The 19,235-nt window shown below is 36.7% G+C and carries 20 protein-coding genes; 6 read left to right on the forward strand and 14 right to left on the reverse strand.

Annotated elements, in window-relative coordinates; all coding sequences use genetic code 11:
- Positions 1-48: 48 nt before the first annotated feature.
- The gene (sspO, locus tag AA0017_RS09685) at positions 49-210 is read left to right on the forward strand and encodes a small acid-soluble spore protein O (protein WP_413382525.1); all 162 of its coding nucleotides are present in this window, start codon (positions 49-51) and stop codon (positions 208-210) included.
- An 85-nt stretch (positions 211-295) separates the two neighbouring features.
- Positions 296-436 (forward strand): small acid-soluble spore protein P, encoded by a 141-nt coding sequence (locus AA0017_RS09690; RefSeq protein ID WP_413381337.1) that lies wholly within the window; start codon positions 296-298, stop codon positions 434-436.
- A gap of 67 nt (positions 437-503) precedes the next feature.
- Here AA0017_RS09690 and AA0017_RS09695 read toward each other — a convergent pair whose 3' ends face one another.
- On the reverse strand, positions 504-1,004 hold the full coding sequence (locus AA0017_RS09695) for an acyl-CoA thioesterase (RefSeq protein WP_413381339.1): 501 nt from the start codon (positions 1,002-1,004) through the stop codon (positions 504-506).
- A gap of 212 nt (positions 1,005-1,216) precedes the next feature.
- Between AA0017_RS09695 and AA0017_RS09700 the strand changes: the two genes are divergently transcribed.
- Positions 1,217-1,549, forward strand: coding sequence for a hypothetical protein (locus tag AA0017_RS09700; RefSeq protein ID WP_413381341.1), 333 nt, complete (start codon positions 1,217-1,219; stop codon positions 1,547-1,549).
- Positions 1,550-2,159: 610 nt separating this feature from the next.
- Here the strand turns inward: AA0017_RS09700 and AA0017_RS09705 are convergent.
- The 3 genes from AA0017_RS09705 to AA0017_RS09715 all read right to left on the reverse strand — a co-directional run bounded on the left by AA0017_RS09705 (position 2,160) and on the right by AA0017_RS09715 (position 5,064).
- Positions 2,160-2,996 carry an ABC transporter permease gene (locus tag AA0017_RS09705; protein WP_413381343.1) on the reverse strand — a complete coding sequence of 279 codons (837 nt, stop codon included), beginning with the start codon at positions 2,994-2,996 and terminating at the stop codon, positions 2,160-2,162.
- Entirely contained in the window at positions 2,993-3,991 is a 999-nt protein-coding gene (locus AA0017_RS09710; RefSeq protein WP_413381345.1) for an ATP-binding cassette domain-containing protein, read from the reverse strand. The genes AA0017_RS09705 and AA0017_RS09710 overlap by 4 nt, the downstream gene beginning before the upstream one ends.
- Positions 3,992-4,128: 137 nt before the next feature.
- Positions 4,129-5,064: a helix-turn-helix transcriptional regulator gene (locus AA0017_RS09715; RefSeq protein ID WP_413381347.1), complete on the reverse strand. Its 936-nt coding sequence runs from the start codon at positions 5,062-5,064 to the stop codon at positions 4,129-4,131.
- A gap of 612 nt (positions 5,065-5,676) precedes the next feature.
- Between AA0017_RS09715 and AA0017_RS09720 the strand changes: the two genes are divergently transcribed.
- Positions 5,677-6,606 (forward strand): peptidoglycan-binding protein, encoded by a 930-nt coding sequence (locus tag AA0017_RS09720; protein ID WP_413381349.1) that lies wholly within the window; start codon positions 5,677-5,679, stop codon positions 6,604-6,606.
- Positions 6,607-6,700: 94 nt separating this feature from the next.
- Here AA0017_RS09720 and AA0017_RS09725 read toward each other — a convergent pair whose 3' ends face one another.
- Complete coding sequence (locus AA0017_RS09725; protein ID WP_413381351.1) at positions 6,701-6,895, reverse strand: hypothetical protein; 195 nt, start codon at positions 6,893-6,895, stop codon at positions 6,701-6,703.
- 43 nt (positions 6,896-6,938) lie between these two features.
- Positions 6,939-7,364 carry a hypothetical protein gene (locus AA0017_RS09730; protein WP_413381352.1) on the reverse strand — a complete coding sequence of 142 codons (426 nt, stop codon included), beginning with the start codon at positions 7,362-7,364 and terminating at the stop codon, positions 6,939-6,941.
- Positions 7,365-7,534: 170 nt separating this feature from the next.
- Between AA0017_RS09730 and AA0017_RS09735 the strand changes: the two genes are divergently transcribed.
- Positions 7,535-7,969: a DUF2621 domain-containing protein gene (locus AA0017_RS09735; RefSeq protein ID WP_413381354.1), complete on the forward strand. Its 435-nt coding sequence runs from the start codon at positions 7,535-7,537 to the stop codon at positions 7,967-7,969.
- A 341-nt stretch (positions 7,970-8,310) separates the two neighbouring features.
- On the opposite strand, the gene AA0017_RS09740 is transcribed toward AA0017_RS09735, so the two are convergent.
- From AA0017_RS09740 to AA0017_RS09770, 7 genes are all read right to left on the reverse strand, one after another.
- Complete coding sequence (locus AA0017_RS09740; protein ID WP_413381356.1) at positions 8,311-8,817, reverse strand: CcdC family protein; 507 nt, start codon at positions 8,815-8,817, stop codon at positions 8,311-8,313.
- A gap of 368 nt (positions 8,818-9,185) precedes the next feature.
- Positions 9,186-9,401, reverse strand: a complete 216-nt coding sequence (locus AA0017_RS09745; RefSeq protein ID WP_003324501.1) for a YneF family protein — start codon at positions 9,399-9,401, stop codon at positions 9,186-9,188.
- 189 nt (positions 9,402-9,590) lie between these two features.
- A complete protein-coding gene (gene sirA / locus AA0017_RS09750) occupies positions 9,591-10,049 on the reverse strand; it encodes a sporulation inhibitor of replication protein SirA (RefSeq protein ID WP_413381358.1) in 459 nt (152 codons plus the stop codon).
- 368 nt (positions 10,050-10,417) lie between these two features.
- The gene (gene tkt / locus AA0017_RS09755; RefSeq protein ID WP_413381360.1) at positions 10,418-12,412 is read right to left on the reverse strand and encodes a transketolase; all 1,995 of its coding nucleotides are present in this window, start codon (positions 12,410-12,412) and stop codon (positions 10,418-10,420) included.
- Positions 12,413-12,669: 257 nt separating this feature from the next.
- Positions 12,670-12,909, reverse strand: a complete 240-nt coding sequence (locus tag AA0017_RS09760) for a DUF896 domain-containing protein (RefSeq protein ID WP_413381362.1) — start codon at positions 12,907-12,909, stop codon at positions 12,670-12,672.
- A 132-nt stretch (positions 12,910-13,041) separates the two neighbouring features.
- Positions 13,042-13,707 (reverse strand): recombinase family protein, encoded by a 666-nt coding sequence (locus AA0017_RS09765; protein ID WP_413381364.1) that lies wholly within the window; start codon positions 13,705-13,707, stop codon positions 13,042-13,044.
- On the reverse strand, positions 13,694-13,942 hold the full coding sequence (locus AA0017_RS09770; RefSeq protein WP_413381366.1) for a hypothetical protein: 249 nt from the start codon (positions 13,940-13,942) through the stop codon (positions 13,694-13,696). The genes AA0017_RS09765 and AA0017_RS09770 overlap by 14 nt, the downstream gene beginning before the upstream one ends.
- Positions 13,943-14,105: 163 nt before the next feature.
- Between AA0017_RS09770 and lexA the strand changes: the two genes are divergently transcribed.
- Positions 14,106-14,735 (forward strand): transcriptional repressor LexA, encoded by a 630-nt coding sequence (gene lexA, locus AA0017_RS09775; protein WP_413382528.1) that lies wholly within the window; start codon positions 14,106-14,108, stop codon positions 14,733-14,735.
- 209 nt (positions 14,736-14,944) lie between these two features.
- Here the strand turns inward: lexA and AA0017_RS09780 are convergent, their stop codons facing one another.
- Entirely contained in the window at positions 14,945-19,015 is a 4,071-nt protein-coding gene (locus AA0017_RS09780; protein WP_413381368.1) for a DUF6359 domain-containing protein, read from the reverse strand.
- Between the last annotated feature and the right edge of the window lie 220 nt (positions 19,016-19,235).

Genomic DNA, 19,235 nt, shown 5'->3' on the forward strand with positions numbered 1-19,235 from the left:
AAAATGAGGACGTTCCATTCGGGCAAACTAGAGATGGAGGTGTTTTATATTATGAAGAAAAAATCAAATCATATCATTCCAAACATGAATCATGCGAAATCTCAAGGAAATGGAGCTGGTTACCAGTCACTATACGCAGAAGAAACAGCCCAAGAGCCTTTGAGTGAATTAGAGAAACAAAACAACAAAAAAACGAAAAAACGCCAATAACAGCACTTAAACGCTACCCTTGATTGTACATGATTCAATTTAAAGCGATAAAACGAATCTCGCTAAAAGGAGGATACTACTTAATATGGACCATCACCGTATGACCAAAAAAGAACGTCATTCAGCAAAGGATCCCCGTCGCAACGCTGGTCAGCCCGCCCCATTAAGCGGTTCAAAAAAAACGAAAAATAAAAACCATGTAAGTCAAACGAATGGAGAAGGTTAAGAACGACGAATGGCTTTCGCCGCTCCTTAAAAAAAGTTTTCCATAACGTTATATGTTCAAAGGCAGGTTATTGCTTATCGACTTCGGCCTGTCTTTTTTTTCTTGCATCTGTTCTTTGTTTACGAATACTAAAGCGTTGTTCTGCCCCTTCATATTGCCATTTCTCTTCTTCTGTTTCAGGAATAAGTTTCGGAACCTCCGTTGGTTTCCCTGTATTATCTAAAGCAACAAAAGTCATGTAAGCAGTCGCTGTCAGTCTCTTCTCGCCTGTAATTAAATTTTCCGCCTCCACTTTTACATACACTTCCATGGAGGTTTTTCTTGCATACGTTACATAAGCTTCTATACAAATCGCCTCCCCTGTGTGAACAGGTGCAATAAAATCCATACTGTCACTTGAAGCCGTTACAACTGCTGCCCGAGCATGTCTCATTGCGGCAATACTTGCTACTTTATCAGCATTCGCCATCACATTCCCACCAAACATCGTACCATGAAAGTTGGTATCTGGTGGTAAAACAAGATCAGTTAAAACCGTTTTTGATTCACTTGCTACTTTGCTATTCATGTTTGTATTAACCCCTTTTTATCCTCTTAAATCCTGTTATCATCATTTCATTATACTTTGGAAAATGAGACAATGCACGTTTCTTCGTTTGGGGTATGTAAAAGCACCTAAAAAATTTTGGAAGCGGCCTCGACAAAATCTCCTCTTCCCCAAAAAGGTCAGAGCATATATAATAAAGGTTAATCATTTTTAAAATTAAAGGGGTGATAGCATTGATAAAAAGACTCAGCTTTTCGTTTATTCTATCAATCTGTCTCTTGTTACTAGTTTTTTATCTCTTTAATTTTAATAATGGAAATGAACATGGCTATGATTGGTCTTCACCAAATCTGTCAGTATCTGCTGAGGATTCCTCTCATCACAATCTGCTTAACGGTGGTGATGACCAAGGAACGAATATTTATTATCTCAGTATGATCATGATTAGTATGATTTTGTTTCTATTTGGTCAGTTCCATCTGGTCAATAATAACAGATTGTTTCTTTACCCGAAACTTTATCAATCAAATTATTTAGATCGGCTCCTAGCTTTTTCTGACAAATAAAAAGTCAAAAAGGAGGAACCGCCAATGATGATGTTTCGTTTAATTATGGTCGTTTTTTTCTCACTAACTGCTTTAAGTCTCTTTACTTTCCAAGGAATCGAAGGAATTAAAGCTTTTTTAGAGATTACCAAGACAACAAAATAATTATAGAGCAGCGCAGGACACCCGCTAACGTCATAGTGACGATAGTGGGTGTCCTATTTTTATGTGCGATACAATTAAACGAAAAACTTGGCTTTGCTTGGTTTTTTATTAGCTATTTCGAAGGATACGCACCTTAATCCTGGCTTTGCAGAGTTTTCATTACCTATTACGACGGATACGCACCTTAACTTTGGCTCTTCATGATTTTCATTACCTATTACGGTTAATTCGCGCCCTAATTTTAGCTCCTCTTGGTTTTCATTACTTATTGTGATCAATTCGCACCCTAATTTTAACTCTTCATGATTTTCATTACCTATTCCGATTCATTCGCACCCTAATTTGGCTCCTCATGGTTTTCATTACCAATTAAGAAGCCAGCAACTTTTCGATAAGTTACTGGCTTCTTATTGTCTAACTAACGTGATTAAGAAACACTTTCTTCATACCCAATCACTGTATTTCTTTATTTTTTATTTCGATATAAATACATTGTAATAGGAGCAAAAATGATGAGAATAATTCCTGAAGTTAAGAATACCCACATAATTGCTTCTGTTGTTATTGTTCCATGCATGAAACCACGTACGGCATTTACAAGCAGTGAGATTGGATTGACTTCAACAAAAGCCTGGAGCCAATTAGGAAGTGTATCAGGGGCAACAAACACATTGCTGACAAAAGTAAGTGGGAAAAGAACCATCATACTTACTAACATAAGCGACTTCTCAGAGCGCATAATTAACCCAAGTGTAGTCCATATCCACGAGACACTAAAGCAAAATAACAAAATGAGTAAAATCGCCATACTCATTCCATAAAAGCCGCCTTCAGGACGAAATCCTAAGGCGTAGCCAAGGATAATCATGATGACAGATGCAATCGTATAACGAAGAACATCAATCAACAGTCCACCGATAAGAGCAGATGGCAACCAAAGGGGTAATGTTCTAAAGCGGTCAAAAATTCCGTTTTGTATATCTTTGTTTAAGTCAAGCCCTGTATACATCGTAATTTGTACGACCGTCATAACAAGAATTCCCGGAAGTAAAAATTGTAAGTATTCACTTGTGGAACCAGCAATCGCTCCCCCAAATAAAAAGGTAAACATAAGTAAAAAGATAATTGGAAATACCGTTACATCAAATAGCTGTTCTGGGACATGTTTAATCCGTAGTAAAGCTCGTTGCGAAAAGGTTAAAGTTGAAGAAAAGGCACTTGGTCGATTAGGACGTTTTCCTGCTACAATTGCCTGAAGTAACTGTTCATTTGTTCCTTGTTGATTTTCAGAATGATGGTTCATGTCGTGACCCCTTCTTTTTGTTTATCTACTACTTCTGATTGATTCGTTAACATTAAAAATACTTCATCTAAGCTCGGTTGACCAAGCGAAAAATCAAGCAGTTCTATATTTGAACGAACTAGTTCACCCATAGCTTCTGCTACTCTAGAAGGATCACTCACTTGAGCTACAAACACTGTCTTGTCATCAGACACTTTAAGAGGAGTATCTAAATACCTTGTTAAAATAGCTGATACGTTCTCACTATCTTCAGCGTGAGTAATGGTCACGGTCAATTTACCTTTACCTACTGATGCTTTTAGTTCTTGACTCGTTCCCTCCGCAATAATTTTACCCTTATCGATCACCGCAATTCGGTCCGCTAGTTGATCCGCTTCTTCTAAATATTGAGTAGTGAGTAAGACTGTTGTTCCTACACTTGTTAATGCTCGAACGATATCCCAAACTTGATTTCTACTTCTAGGATCGAGTCCAGTTGTTGGCTCATCAAGAAAAAGCAAATCTGGTGTAACCACAATACTTGCCGCAATATCGATACGTCTTCTCATTCCACCTGAGTATTTTTTTACTTGCTTTTTGGCTGCATCTTCTAAACGAAATGCCTGCAAAAGCTCCAATGCGCGTGCTTTTGCTTCTTTGCTCTTAAAACCAGTGAGTTTGGCAATCATTATCAAATTTTCTAATCCTGTTAAATCCTCATCAATGGAAGCATACTGGCCAGTAAGACTAATTCTTTTTCTCACTTCTTTTGTTTCTGTTTCTAAATCATGTCCAAAAATTCGTGCATAACCCGCATCTGGTTTAAGCAATGTCGCCAACATTCGAATGGTTGTTGTTTTTCCAGCACCGTTAGGACCTAAAAACCCGTAAACCGTACCCTTTTTGATCTTTAAATCTACACCATCCACAGCGGTATGATCACCAAAAACTTTCACCAATCCTTTTGTTTCAACGGCCCACTCGAATGGTTGTTCTTTTTTCACATTTATTCTCAAACTATTTCCTCCTAATATTCAAATGAGCTCTTTTCAAAAAAGCTCTTTTATTATTATTGTTTCTAACTTAAATAAATTCATTTTTATCCTCAATTTTGATTCTTTTAGCAAAGCATCTTCATTAACAAATAGAGATATTATTTATTTTTCGTCAAACCCCCCTCTCTTTCCTTTAACTCCTTTCGATATAGTTGTTGAATTTTCTGTAGCTCATTTATAAGAGCTTCCTTCAAATTTATTGGAGATAGTACTCTCACATTTGAACCATAACTTAACAAAATAGATAAAGCATAGTGAATCGAGTAAAAAGTTGTCTTAACTTCAATATGATCTTCTTTTTTTACACATTGACCAGGAAATTGTTCAAAAACTCGCGGTTGAGCAGATAAACGGAAATGTAAATGCACACGGAACCCATCGTCTAATTGTTTATCAACTATTGGTTTTCGTGAAAAATGCCGAGACTTTTCATCTGTTATCGCTAAGTTACTGATACGTGATAAACGAAAATATCGCTCTTCTTTCCTCATTATACAAAATGCTTTGACATACCATACTCCTTTTTCCCAAATAAGTTGGAGCGGCTCTATCTTTCGTTTTGTTATGTTGGCAGAAGCATCTATATATGAAAAGGAGATTCTTTTCGTATCGTCAATCGCTTCGACAATAGGAAGAACAAGTTTCTTTTCTTCTTCTGTTGCACTTAAATCAAATTGAATATTATTTTTCAATTCACCTTGTAAGAGTGAGGGCTGGATAGAACTTAGTTTGTTCATAAGTGTCCGAAATTTTTCACCACCAACTGCTCCTTGTACCCCACTTAAAAGTTGATAAATAAGCATAAACTCTTCTAAATTAAAATGTTGCTTTGTCAAAAAGAAGCCTTCCATGATTTCAAATCCACCCTCTGTTCCAGAAAATGAAGCAACTGGAATTCCAGACTGATTGATTAATTCAATATCTCGATAAATCGTTCGAATCGAAACTTCAAATTTATCCGCCAATTCTGTCGCATTGACTCTCTTGTTCGTTAATAATTCAACAGTTATTCCTAACAATCGAATAAGTTTCAATCTATAACCTCCCAACATAGAGAATCTTACACCATTAACCCTGACATTATAGATGTCAGGGTTAAAAAGATTAACGGCATTATTTTTAAGATTTATCACAACAAATAATGATTATACATTTTATTCCACGCCAAGATCACGTTGGTCAACAACATGAACTTCTTAAAAAAATTATGACGAGCAAATTGTTTTAGGAACTTGGTTTTTGGACAATCTGTTTGCTTTCATTCTCTTTCTGCCCAATAATTCATTGTACCCTCCCCAAGCAACTGTCCGACAATAAAATAACTTGTCAACTATATAAAAACTATCTTGAATTTATCGATTGGAAAAAACTTGGATAAATCATAACAAAACGATGACGTTTAAAACGTTCACCAAGGAAACGTTACAAGAAGATTTCATTTCAATTAAATAGAGAGACATTTACTTGCCTCTTTTCATTTCGGCTGTTAGCATTGCACTCATTGGACCGGAAATTTTTCCGGACTAAAATATTCAATATGGATGCAAGTAATTCTTTCCACTTTTATTCATATTGAATCAATGTGCGCAAAAGGCATTTTTCCATTTAACACTTTTTGCTTAAAAATTAAAGGAGGTTTTCTTTTGATGAAAACAAAATCAACATCAAGAGTAGTACAACGGTTCGGATTACCGCTTGCAGCAGCAGGAATGTTTCTTCTATTTGCTCCAAGCCATTCCGCGGCAGCTGCAGAAAAAGAAAGCTTGTTGTTAAAAGGCATGGAAGGCTCCCAAGTTGAAGAGTTACAAGAAAAACTAGAAGAACGCGGTTTCTTTGACGGAGATTCCGAAAATGGCGTGTTCGGTCAAAATACAAAAGAAGCAATCAAAAAGTTTCAAAAAGAACATAATCTATTGGTCGATGGAATCGCAGGTCCCCAAACATTAGGTGCGATTTCTGTACTTAGAATCGAGGATGAAGGCTTTTTAGTAGAAACGTTACAAGAAATATTGACGGATCTTGATTTTTATGAGGGAGAAATAAACGGTGAATTTACCGAGGAAACGGAAAAGGCTGTCCTCGATGCTCAGAAAGATTTTGAAATCACCGTTGACGGAATTGCAGGCCCACAAACGTTTGGTGCTCTATACAATTCAATTTACCCTTCTCAAAAGAAGGAAGTAGCTGAAGAAAGAGAAGTCGTTCAAACTTCCAATGAAACAACAGAAGAGTCAACAAATAGTGCAGACAATACGTCTACTGAGCAGCACGAACCTACAGAGGAAGGTCAAACATTATCTGTTGAAGCAACAGCTTATACAGCTGAATGTGAAGGCTGTTCTGGGATTACATCAACAGGAATCGATTTAAGAAATGACCGTGACAAAAAAGTCATTGCCGTTGATCCAGAAGTCATTCCACTAGGTAGTCGTGTTTACGTAGAAGGTTATGGAGAAGCGATTGCTGGAGATACAGGTGGAGCTATTCAAGGGAATAAAATTGATTTACATGTTCCAACTAAAGAAGAAGCCATCCAATTTGGACGTCAGCAAGTAAATGTAACGATTTTAGATTAATGATAAAGAAAAGAACAGAACGGCCCTAAAGGAAACTACCTTTAGGGCCGTTCTTTTTATGACTAACAACCATTATTGAAACCTATATATACTATCATTTTGTCCAACCAGGTTCATATGTATAAATCACATCACCACGATGCTGGGCATTACCCCTAAAACTTAAAAAATCCTCTTGCTTTGTCAAAACAGCACGAAAGAGTAAAAAATCTTCTTTAGAAACACGGTAACTTTCCATTTCCCGCTCACGTAATTTTTGGATTAAAGAAGCTGCTTCTTCATTTGTCATCATTTCCCCTCCTTCCACTCTCAAGTAAGAGCTCATTTTCTAATTAAGTATAAAAATACGGTAATATTTTTAATGCAAACATCGCAATCAAGGCTAAAGCGAGCCATAATGTCGATAAAAACAAGGATGCCATTTCATCATGCAACTCTCTCTGTTCACTTAAATAGCCAAACATTTCTCTGATTTTCTTTGCTGTTACACCTAATAAAGCTCCGATGATTAACCATAAAATCAACACAGCCCATGTCCATAAAGAGAACCAATCTGAAATCATCCATACACCTGTCACAACCGAAATGACAATGGCACCATGAGCCACTTTGATAATCGTTTGATAAATCTTTAAGACGACTTGCAGTTTATGTACCTCTGTTAATCGAATTCCTTTTAAAAGAATAGGCAGAGGGATTAAAATAAAAAAGATAACCGAAATTAATACATGAATACCGTAACTAATAATATATACCATAATCTTATTCACCCCTCATCCATCATAGCAAAACAAAAAAAAAGATCCAAAGAAAAGTTTATGAACACTTCTTTATAAACGATGTGATAGGTCCATATTGAGGAGATCTTATTTCACTTTTTTTATCAAAATGTGGTAGGATAAAGACGATACAAAATGAGGTGACAGATATGAATGATTGGTTTATGTGGTTTATCGTCTTTTGGACAATCTTTTTAGTAACAGTCATGTTTATCGGTGGATATTTTATGTTCCGGAAATTTCTTAAACGTCTTCCAAAAGATGACGGCAAATCAATTTTGGATTGGCAGGAGTTTTATATCGAAAAAACACTCCATTTATGGGATGATGACAATAAAAAATTGTTAAATGAACTAGTAGAACCTGTACCGGAACTATTTAGAGATGTAGCAAAAGGGAAAATCGCAGGCAAAATTAGCGAGCTTGTTTACGAAGAAAAAGCTAAAAAAATAACGCTCGATTATATTATCCGTGGGTACATTATCGCAACACCAAAACGCGATCATAAATTTTTACGAAAAAAACTAGGCGAGCTCGAGATTGATGTTCAACCATATGAAAATCTGTTTGAACAGACAAGTTAATAGAAGGTATAAATGAAAGGCTAGATCTAAAAATGGTTTGGCCTTTTTATCAAATATACTTAGAGTAAGCGGAACTATTGATTGGACTGAAAGTTAGAGCCCTCTTATATAAAATCTGTTAAACTCCCCCACCCTTTTATCTCCTTTCCATTGCTTACCACTTAATTTCTGCAAAGTAACAGGCTCTTGTTCCCATAAAAAAACACCTCCAAGTTGTCAGTATATAAACCATAACTGAATGTACTTAAAGATGTTTTTAATTGTCCTCTATCGGATTGACCCCGTGTAAACTAAACAATAGCTCTATTTAACAGCTAGTCAATGATTTATAAATGGCTTGGTTAAGATTGCACAGGAACATTAAAGGCATCACTTGCTTCATCACGCTCTTTCTCGGTTTTACGAAACGAGAAATACATCGAAACACGCCACGGGATAATCATCGAATACGCTAAAATAAAAAACATTCCACCGATCTGTTCTATCGCAATCGATTGTCCTAATATGAATCGTAAAATAATGCGCAAAGCCAAAAGGCCAACTAAAATAAAAGCAAATAACTTCGAGCGTTTCATAAAAATTTCATTGTTTTTAATTTCAAATTTAGACGTCTTAATTAATAATACCGAAAAAAGCAAGCCAACTGCGACTGCCTCTATGACCTGAAGTGTCGTTAAATGCGTTGGTTCATATAAAAACATCAAAAAGCCAGTAGACATAAATATAGGTGGTAATACAATCTTTTTAATTGACGCTGGTTTTTTCTGAGATTTTAAACGAACAACAATCGCCAAAATCGCCATACAAACAGCACCAATCGATGTCACTATTAAATAAAAATTATCCAATCTATTCAACCCTTTCATTCATAACAAAACCAATATGTATATACTTAAGATACAGGAATTCAGAAAAAGTTACAATTCTTCACTATGAATACTTTTTGTGAAATCAGTCTTTCATTTTTTAACATGTTGACAAAATCGCCCAAAACCACTCTCTCAACCTGCTTGTTAATGAGCATTTTTTCATATAACTCTTGTCTAAATTATCATAAATAAATTCCTGCAATACAAAAAACCACCCCTTCTCCTAAATTCTTGGAGAAAACGTGGTTTTATAAGCCTATAGAAAAATTTTAAGTGAATTATAGGGAAAGATAAAATCGTTCAGTAAATCTCCCCTATGCTTCCCACTTTAAATTGATACAAGTAGATTACTTCCCTTGTTGCTTTTGCATCGCTTGCATCATTTGATTGATTTTCTTTTGTGATGGTTTTTGTCCCATTTGCATCATCATCACTCTTAACATTTGCTCATTAATTGGTGGATTTTTCTTTAAATAAGACATCATTGTTTTTCTTGCGATAAAAAATCCGATAGCAGCTCCTGCTAGAACGGCTATAGTATACCCTAGGATATGAATCCACATAAGTCCAACTTCCTCCTTCAGCCTTTTAAAACGTTCAAGCTTCCTTTTACATTTGCTTGAATCAACCTTTTTTATTATATCTTAACAAACACTGTTTTAAAAGTCTCTTCTCCAATCATTTTTGGAAGAATTAAAACAAATGACGCTAAGATTCTGAATGAAGGAAGGATTTTTATTTTTTCAAACATTTTAATTCCAATAACTGCTGGAAAAATATTTCACTTGACGAATCGGATTTAACCAGCCGTAATGATCATGTTCGACATCAACAGCAAAAAAACAAGGATCTACTTTCCGTAAAATCTCAAAGAAAATCGTCTCTGCCTCTGGACCACCTTCAGCCATTAAAGATAAATAATGACCATGTATCAATAGTTCCGCAAAACTATTTGGCTTGTGAATCTTAATTTGATGTTTTAAATTTAATTCAGAATAGCTCGAATACCCTTTTAATGATAGCTTCACCTTTTGCTGAAGAAGTAAAGTTGGTAACGGTTTTGAGATAAATTCAATTTGTTTATCAAAAATAAACCGGTCAGCAATCGAAGCATTTTTACGGTCAGAAAATAATTGAAACAACTTAGGTTCCTGTCCAAAAAAATGACTGGCTACTTTCTCCTGTAACAAATAGATTTGATAATGTCTCATCGTCATCCCTCCTCAGACAAGCTTTCTTCTTATTATAAAGAAGCGTGTATAAAATTGCTGTCTGAAACTGGAGAAGAAAACAACTAATTTTGTCGAAAAAGATCGTATACCTTTATTTTTCTAAAATCTCCATACGAATCTCATAATACAGGAAAGATTGCGTTTCAAAAGGGTCATAGAATCCTCTTTCTACCTAATGACGAAAGAGATATCATAGACTTTCATCCGTTCCCTTTCCGTTGCACTTCGCCTTATCGCCCCTCACTCGAAAACAAATTTATACCCAGATTCGCCTAAAAAAAGATTCGAGAAGCTAAAAGCTTCTCGAATCTTTTTCTCTTTAAGGGCTTTTGAGACACCCCATTCATTTATTGAATTAATGCTTTTGCTTTTGCGACAACATTCTCCGTCGTAAATCCATACTCAGCTAAAATTTTATCTGCAGGAGCGGAGGCACCAAATGTATCAATAGCAAGAACGTCTCCTTTAAACCCTACATATTTACCCCATCCTAATGATGAGCCCATCTCAATTCCTAGACGAGCTGTAACGTCTGGTGGTAATACTTCATCTTTGTAGCTTTGAGATTGCTTTTCAAAACGATCCCAGCTTGGCATACTAATAACATTTGCATAAATGCCTTCTTTTTCAAGTACTTTTTGAGCTTCAACAGCTAATGGTACTTCTGAACCAGAAGCAAGGAGTAATAAATTAGCTTCTCCACTTGCTTTTGAAACAACGTAAGCACCTTTTTTAACCCCATCATAGGCTAATTCTGCTGTGCTTTCAAGCGTCGTTAAGTTTTGACGAGTTAAGACAAGAGCTGTAGGCGTATCTTCGCTTTCTAAAGCATGCTTCCAAGCAGCAACCGTTTCATTACTATCTCCTGGACGAATAACCGAAAGACCTGGCATAGCTCTTAAAGCAGCTAATTGCTCAACAGGTTCATGGGTTGGACCATCCTCACCAACAGCAATACTGTCATGTGTAAAGACATAAATGACAGGTAACTTCATTAGAGCTGCTAAACGAATAGCTGGACGTAAATAGTCAGAGAAAACAAAGAAAGTAGCTCCAAATGCTTTCACTCCGCCATGTAAGGCCATTCCATTTATAGCTGCTCCCATCGCAAATTCACGAACACCAAACCAAATGTTTTGTCCTTCATAATGATCACGCGAAAAATCACCTAGATCTTTCATGTATGTTTTATTTGATCCGGCTAAGTCAGCTGAACCACCAAAGATTTGTGGAACTGTTTTTGCAAATGTATTTAATGTTTCACCTGAAGATGAACGTGTCGCAATGCTAGAACCCGCCTCATAAACAGGGGCTTCTGCATCCCACCCTTGTGGTAACTCACCTTTTACAGCTAGTTCATATTGAGCCGCTAATTCAGGATAAGCCTTTTTATAAGAAGCAAATAAATCATTCCACTCTTGCTCTTTTTTCTTTCCTAATTCTTTATTTTCAGCAAAGAATTGAGCAACTTCTTCTGGGACATGGAAATCTTCTTCATGCACCCATTGATAAGATTCCTTCGTTAATTTGATTTCATCCGGTCCAAGTGGTGCACCATGTGAAGCTGATTTACCTGATTTGTTTGGAGAACCAAAGCCAATCACAGTCTTCACTTCAATTAATGTTGGACGATCATCTGCTTGAGCGGCTTGAATAGCTTGTCCAATTTCATCTAAGTCTGTTCCATCTTCTACACGGATAACTTGCCAGCCGTATGCTTTATAACGATCCTCTACACTTTCAGAAAATGAAATATGAAGATCGCCATCTAATGAAATATCATTTGAATCATACAAGACGATTAAACGCCCTAGTTTCAAGTGGCCTGCTAATGAAGCCGCTTCAGCCGAAACGCCTTCCATTAAGTCCCCATCTCCACAAATGCTATATGTATAATGATCGACAATCGCATAGTCTTCTTTATTATAAGTCGCAGCTAAATGTCTTTCGGCCATCGCCATTCCAACAGCCATCGCAACACCTTGCCCTAAAGGACCTGTGGTTGCTTCAACCCCTGGAGTATGACCATATTCAGGATGCCCTGGTGTTTTACTACCCCATTGCCTAAATTCCTTTAAATCCTCCAATGAAAGATCATAGCCTGTTAAATGTAATAAACTATATAAGAGCATTGAACCATGACCTGCTGATAATACAAATCGATCACGATTTTGCCAATTAGGATTTTCAGGATTATGGTTCATAAATTTTGCCCATAAACTAAATGCCATTGGCGCTGCCCCCATTGGCATACCCGGATGACCAGAATTAGCTTTTTCAACTGAGTCAATAGAAAGCGTTCGAATCGTATTGATTGCAACTTGTTCGATATTAGTTGTCATAAATCATTTTCATCCTTTCCTCAAAGTGCATTTTTACGTTTTAATCATATCCTTTATTGCTCTAAATCACAAGCATAAGAGCATGAAAATTTTATAAGAATATTCTTTTAATTCTTAGTATCCCTAAGGATTTTTACCTTTTATTTTTTAAGTATACAATTGAAGACTGAATTTTCGATTAATACATCTCGGAAATTTTATCATACAAAAAACTACTATCAATTATTCGTTAGCTCAAATGATAGTAGTTCTAGATTTTAATGTGAGAAGCCCTTGTAATTTTTTTTACTTTCCTTCAATGCCATTGGTGTAACGTCATCGCCTTTTTCATCAACCACTTTGACACTGTGTAATTGATTTTTAAAGGCCCCTCGAAAAGTTTGTAAATACTCTTTACGAAGCTTTTGTTGCTCCTTTTCTTCTTCTTTAGTTAATCCAACCGTTTTCGCACGCTTTGATAGTTCATTTATGCGTTCAATTTTATCCTTCGATAACATATTATCCACTCACTTTCTTAAAAGCAAAGATGATCCCATTTTACTTTTATTTCTATAAGAGTGTAGCATGCCTATTTTTCTAGATGCAAGCTTTTGGCTTGATTCATAATAGGTTATCAAAAAAGAAAACGGTTAACTTTCTTCACTTTTCTCTAATTGAGCGACATATTGTTGATATCTCCTATGTACAGTCGCTTTTGAAACATCATAACCGAATCCGCGTAATGTTGCCGCAATATCATGGAACGTTAATTTACGACTTCTTAAACGAACAATTTCTTCAATGGGAACTTCTAGCTTACTTCGGCCACCTGCATGATGGTTTGAGAGGTTACGTTCAGGTTGATATCCTTTTTGAATAGCAGATTTCATACCTCGACTAATTTTTAAATTATGGAGTTTCCGCTGGTATTCTTCCACAATAGATACGATTTCTAGTACCATACTATCCGCCTCTGAAAGCTGTAACTCCCCTTGTTGCTGTAAGGTATACACTTTTGTTTGATGTTTCCCTAACTCATGTAAAATCGCCATTTTGGCATGGCCCCGGCCTAATCTCGTGTCATCTTGTACAAGAACTTTGGTAATGGTTTGACTTTTACAGTCCTCAAGCATTTGCAAAAGCTCGTCCCGCTCGATAGAATAACCACTCTCTATTTCCTCATAGATAGCAAAAATCGACCAATTCTGAGCTTTAGCCATTTCCACCAACTCTTTTTTCTGTCTTTCAAGAGAAGTTTGCTGGGTATCTTTTTTTGTACTGACTCGACAATAAATAATTACTTCATCTGTTAACATTCTCGCTCGCTTCCACCTTTTTATTATTAAAAGTTAGCTGATTATCTTGATCCATTCTTTCTTCAAATTCGAATTTAGATATAACTAACTCAATCTCATTTGCGTCCTCTTCATAAACAATTGTATCAAAACTATCTTTATCATTAGGTAATAATAGCGTAAATGACATAAATGCAAAAGTTATAACACCACATAAAAGGATAAATTTCTCTTGACCGCTTAGTTTTTTAATCATGTATATCTCCACCTTATCGATATAGAATGTATGTTCCCTTTAACTATAAACGAGAACATTCGTTTGTGTCAACAGTTTTTAGAACTTATGTTTGCATTACATATGTTCGCATGGTACAATTTAGTCATATAGGAAATATAAAGCGAGGTGACGAACGTTGACGATTACAAAACTATCAAAAAGACAGCAAGAAATCTTAGATTATATTAAAGTAGAAGTAAGAAAAAAAGGCTATCCACCTTCCGTTAGAGAAATTGGGGAAGCAGTTGGACTTGCTTCAAGCTCAACCGTCCACGGTCATCTTTCAAGACTGGAGAAAAAGGGCTATATTCGAAGAGACCCAACTAAACCTAGAGCGATTGAAATTTTAAACTTAGAGGATGATATCGTTGAAGTGGAACATCTAGAAAGAAAAGCTAATTACATTCCGATTATCGGAAAAGTAACAGCCGGCGTTCCCATTACCGCGATTGAAAATGTCGAAGGGTATCTGCCTTTACCTGAACATCTTGCAGCCAATGAACAGACATATGTTCTCGTCATTGAAGGAGACAGTATGATAGAAGCTGGAATTTTTAACGGTGATATGGTCATTGTTAAACAACAACAAACAGCTAATAATGGTGATATCATTGTCGCCATGACAGAGGATGAAGAAGCGACGGTTAAACGTTTCTTTAAAGAAAAAGACTATATTCGTTTACAACCTGAGAATTCAACAATGGACCCACTTTTGTTAAAACAAGTGACTATTTTAGGGAAAGTAATTGGAGTCTTTCGGACCATTCATTAATTTTTTAGAAGCTGCCTATTCGGTGGCTTTTTTTGTGACAAAAAAGCATATTGGCAAGTGTCTGGTTGAAATGACCGGATTTGCTCGTATTGCTGGATGTTAGTGCTTTTCTCAATAGTTACCGTCTTCATATATAGGCTATGAAATCAAAAAAAGATTACCCGCATTTTAAGAAACATTTCTTAAAGGGGTAATCTTTTTAAATCCTATTAAACTTTTAATCGTTTTCTTTGATACATCATGCCAGCAGCGATTAACATTAACACGGCTCCAATTAAAATCATTTGATAATTAGATGTTGCCGTATTAGGTAATACCTTTCCTTTCTCAACTTTGTCTTTACTGCTCTCAGCGCCGCCCTCTTTTCCTTCTCCTTTAACCCCTTCTTTTAACTCTTCTTTTAAATTATCATCTTCTTTTTGAGGTACATCTACCGTGTCCTCTGGAAGCTCTTCTTCTGTTGATTCAAGAACAGTAAAAAGACTAAAATGGTCGGTTGTTGCGGTCACTTTATTATCAGTACTATATGCTCCCCCAACAATCTCCCACTTATTTTTAGCTTCATTAAAATAATAGACTTGCAACTTATCTACATCGGAAACGGACTCGGTGTCAACATTAAAAATGAGTGTTATTGGCTTGTCAAACTTTGTGAGGAACTGCTCACCTTCTTGTAACTTTAATTCAAATACCGAACTAACCTTGTTATGAAAACGGTCAATTAATGAAAGAAAGAAATTTACTTCCTGTTGTCCACTAAAATTGGAAGTCGGAATCGCTACTGTTATTCCTCCTGTTACAACTTCTAATGTGACATTTTTTTCTTTTAAAATAGCCATTTGCTCGGCTGTTAAGTTTAAGGTAATAGACCCGTTAAAATCAGAAATTTGTATCGATAAAGTCGCGTTATCTGCTAAATTTCGGAGCAGATCAGTTGAGATCGTGATCTTCCCATTAACAATCGTTGCTTCAACAACCACATAGTCTAATTCACTTGGCTCTTCTGGATCCGTCCCTGGTTCTTCTGGTGTACCTGGCTCTTCTGGTAACGTACTAATTTCAGCAATTCGTCCTTCTGAGTAGTACGCGATTGGCTCAGAAAAAGTTTTCACAAAAGAAATAAATGCTTCTAAATCTTCAGGTCCTGTTACTAAGTTCTTTGCGTACTGACCCATTAATTTATACTTGTCTCCATTAGATTCGGCCATATAGTTGTTCGTTGTGACCGTATATGTTGCTTCTTCGTCTAATACTGAACCATCTGGTAAAAACATATTAACAACCTCTAATGTGTCTTTATCCCATGTATAACTAAAACCAGCAATACTAAAATCAGGTCCATAACTTGTAATTTGGGCATTTAATATTTCTCTTAATTCCGCTCCTGTCAGTTCAAATTTCACGAGAACATTATTAAAAGGTAAAATATTAAAGAGACGGTTAAATGTAATTTCTCCAGCTGGAAGGTGATCACGAATACCACCACCATTCATTAAAGCAAAGTCACTTTCCATTTCCCAAATCATACTATCCGCAATTAAATTTCCGAGTGGGGTATCGCCATCATTGGAATAATCACCGATCATATCAATGGCCGCGACACCCACTACTTCATTTAAGATCGGTGCGACTCGATTTTCATAGTCTGCTAGAATGGCCCCAACAGCTGGATCTGGTTCGATTTTACTTTGATCGACAAAAACGATTTCAGCCTCTTTTTCGACAATGTCTCCTGATTCCGGATCAATTAAAACATCTATTGCCGCAAAAGCTTTACCATAATCTAAAGCTTGAACGATTAACGTATCATCAACGATCGCATTGACGATTTGATGATTATGCCCTGCCAAAATAATATCGACCTCATCGTCAACATCGCGGGCTAAGTTTGCCGCTGGACCAACAGCCGTCTCACCTGATTGTGAGGCAGCCATATGAGCTAAGACGATAATCGCTCTAACTCCCTGCTCCCTCAGTTCGGCTACTGCTTCATTTACAGCCTCTACTTCATTCGTAAAATCAATATCTTTAATTCCATCCGGTATCACCATATTCAGGGTATCTGTCGTATTGACCCCAATAAAGGCAACCTGTTCACCTTGAACCTCTATTACTTCATAAGGTGGTAAAAAATGTTCCCCCGATTCTTTTTCAACACAGTTTGCACATACAAGTGGGAAATCCATGCCTGCGTAGCCTTCTGAACCTTTCCCTTCAGGATGGTCACCACCATGAACCATTCGTAATAATTCCTCTGTCCCTTCATCAAATTCATGATTTCCAACCGTACCAAAATCAAAACCTATTTCATTCATCATTTCGATGACCGGCTCATCTTGGAACAAGGCTGCTACCGGTGAACTTCCACCAATCATATCACCCGAGTGAATAATAAAGGTATTTTCATTCCGTTCTTCCCATTGTTTTAAATAAGCGGCCACATAATCAAAACGTCCAACTTGTAGCACATCGTCTCCAACCGTTACATTGTATGTTTGGTCAATTTTCCCATGCAAATCATTCATACCGAGCAATTGCATCGAGATAAGCTCTTCATCAGGAAGTTGTGGTTCGTTAAACGGCAAATAACCATTTGCTTCTGCTTCTTCACTGCTTGCAAAAAAGACACGTTTATCAACAGGAACCTCTTTCCAGTTTTCTGGTTCCACATAGGTCATCGTATCTGAGTGACCAACATAACGATGAAGACCATTCCCTGTTTCTCGGGCTCTAAATTCAAACGGTTGTTCTAATAATGGATTTTCTGGATTCCATATCCCTAATTCTGCTTCTTTTGCTTCACGAACAGTCGATTGGAATAATTCATAGTCCTCTTCATTACCAACTGGCCAAATAAAATAGGTAGTCGCATACCCTGCTCGAACCATCTCAAGGTTAATGTTTAAACCATCTGATTTACGAATAATTTGAGCAAGCAATCGACCATATTGATCCGTTGCTTCAGGTCCAACTTCAACGATGACTTCATCGCCCACACTTAATAACTCATGCATATATTCGGTTGCTTTATCACCATGGTATTTTTGATTTTCATCCAGTTCATTTCGAACGCTGTGATACGTTTCTGGCGTATCCATATTGAGAAAACGTACGGCTGTTGAACCTAAGACAGGACTAGCAAGATGAATCGTATCCCCATCTGTAATTCTTCCAACTGTCGATTCATATGTTCCTTCTGAACTAGGGGGTTCTGGTTGTAACTCGGCCAAAGTAAAATCTGAAGCTTTACGAGGTAGTACTTGATAAGTGTTAAATTGACTTAAGACCCCCGTCACCTCATACCAGTTCCCTTGTTCAATCGAATCAATTGCATTTGTTCCTTCCATCACACGAACCGTTGTCGCCTGGAAGTTTTCATCGATGAATGAAATATTATAGCCACCACCAGCAGGACTACTCGGAATATTTTGTACAAAACCATGTACCGTGACAAGCTGCCCTTCTAACGGTTCAGCGATCGCTGGATCATTTAACTCAGCTAATGTCACTTCTAGTGGTAAAGGTAATGGATTTCCTTCCGATATTTTTTCAACTCCGTCCGCTACAGGAACAACTTCTAATAAGCCATTATATTCAACTAAATTCCCACGAACTTCAATAAGATCTCCTTCATATAAATCAGGAAATTGATTTTGGTTAAAATTAAATATATTAATCCCAGCTGTTTCATCTTGAATATATGTCGTATACTGATTGCCACTAATTGCTCTGCTATCAACTGTGACAACACCTTGAACGATGACTTGTGTATCAAGTGATTTCGAACGAGCCTCCGATATCGTAATGAGCTCTAAATCCTCCTCATCAGGGGGCTCTTGTCCAGTTTCGAGAATTTGATAACTAGATGCGGAATGTAAACCTGGAACCGAAAAATAATTTTGCAAATTACCAGTAATCTGAACCTTCGCGTGATAGTTTCCTGGATTACTCACTAGGTTCAAACCATTTCTAACATTCCCCGCTGGTAACTGGACAGGAATCATTTTGGTTAAATCTTTCTCATCAGGAGAATCCGCTAAGGCCAAATTCGTATTTGCTGTAAAAGGTGGTTCTAACCTAAAATTGGTCGCACTTGTCACTGTTCCTACTATGTATCCCTCAACGGTGGCTCGCCCTGAGTTATTCTCAATCGCGTCACTAACCGAAATGACATCCTCTGCAGCTTTAACTTGAATCGTCAAGACTGGCAAAAAATGAGTGAACATAAGTAAAAACACTAAGCTCAGATAAATCACTTTTTTCCACAATCGATTTTTCATTTCATTCCTCCTCGTTTTAGACAGAATATTAGGAAAGTTAACGACATAAAAAGACGACAACGTCCTACATTAACAATGTCTAGACACAATCCATTCTTTTTCTACAATAACAAACACTTCCCTGCCTTTTCAGAATATCACTTTTATATGAGGAAAAGGTTAATAGTTTGTAAAAATAAGGTTAAAGTATCAAATAGCGTGTAATCTAACCATTACTATA

The sequence above is a fragment of the Alkalihalobacillus phoenicis genome (assembly GCF_047302405.1).
GTDB lineage: Bacteria > Bacillota > Bacilli > Bacillales > Bacillaceae_D > Alkalihalobacillus.

Excerpts from the sequence above, each read along its gene's own strand:
- AA0017_RS09765 (WP_413381364.1), bottom strand. The coding sequence starts at position 13,707 with ATGTTAACAGATGAAGTAATTATTTATTGTCGAGTCAGTACAAAAAAA.
- AA0017_RS09705 (WP_413381343.1), bottom strand. The coding sequence starts at position 2,996 with ATGAACCATCATTCTGAAAATCAACAAGGAACAAATGAACAGTTACTT.
- AA0017_RS09780 (WP_413381368.1), bottom strand. The coding sequence starts at position 19,015 with ATGAAAAATCGATTGTGGAAAAAAGTGATTTATCTGAGCTTAGTGTTT.
- AA0017_RS09695 (WP_413381339.1), bottom strand. The coding sequence starts at position 1,004 with ATGAATAGCAAAGTAGCAAGTGAATCAAAAACGGTTTTAACTGATCTT.
- AA0017_RS09690 (WP_413381337.1), top strand. The coding sequence starts at position 296 with ATGGACCATCACCGTATGACCAAAAAAGAACGTCATTCAGCAAAGGAT.
- AA0017_RS09725 (WP_413381351.1), bottom strand. The coding sequence starts at position 6,895 with ATGACAAATGAAGAAGCAGCTTCTTTAATCCAAAAATTACGTGAGCGG.
- AA0017_RS09720 (WP_413381349.1), top strand. The coding sequence starts at position 5,677 with ATGAAAACAAAATCAACATCAAGAGTAGTACAACGGTTCGGATTACCG.
- AA0017_RS09730 (WP_413381352.1), bottom strand. The coding sequence starts at position 7,364 with ATGGTATATATTATTAGTTACGGTATTCATGTATTAATTTCGGTTATC.
- AA0017_RS09735 (WP_413381354.1), top strand. The coding sequence starts at position 7,535 with ATGAATGATTGGTTTATGTGGTTTATCGTCTTTTGGACAATCTTTTTA.
- sirA (WP_413381358.1), bottom strand. The coding sequence starts at position 10,049 with ATGAGACATTATCAAATCTATTTGTTACAGGAGAAAGTAGCCAGTCAT.
- AA0017_RS09770 (WP_413381366.1), bottom strand. The coding sequence starts at position 13,942 with ATGATTAAAAAACTAAGCGGTCAAGAGAAATTTATCCTTTTATGTGGT.
- tkt (WP_413381360.1), bottom strand. The coding sequence starts at position 12,412 with ATGACAACTAATATCGAACAAGTTGCAATCAATACGATTCGAACGCTT.
- AA0017_RS09745 (WP_003324501.1), bottom strand. The coding sequence starts at position 9,401 with ATGTGGATTCATATCCTAGGGTATACTATAGCCGTTCTAGCAGGAGCT.
- AA0017_RS09760 (WP_413381362.1), bottom strand. The coding sequence starts at position 12,909 with ATGTTATCGAAGGATAAAATTGAACGCATAAATGAACTATCAAAGCGT.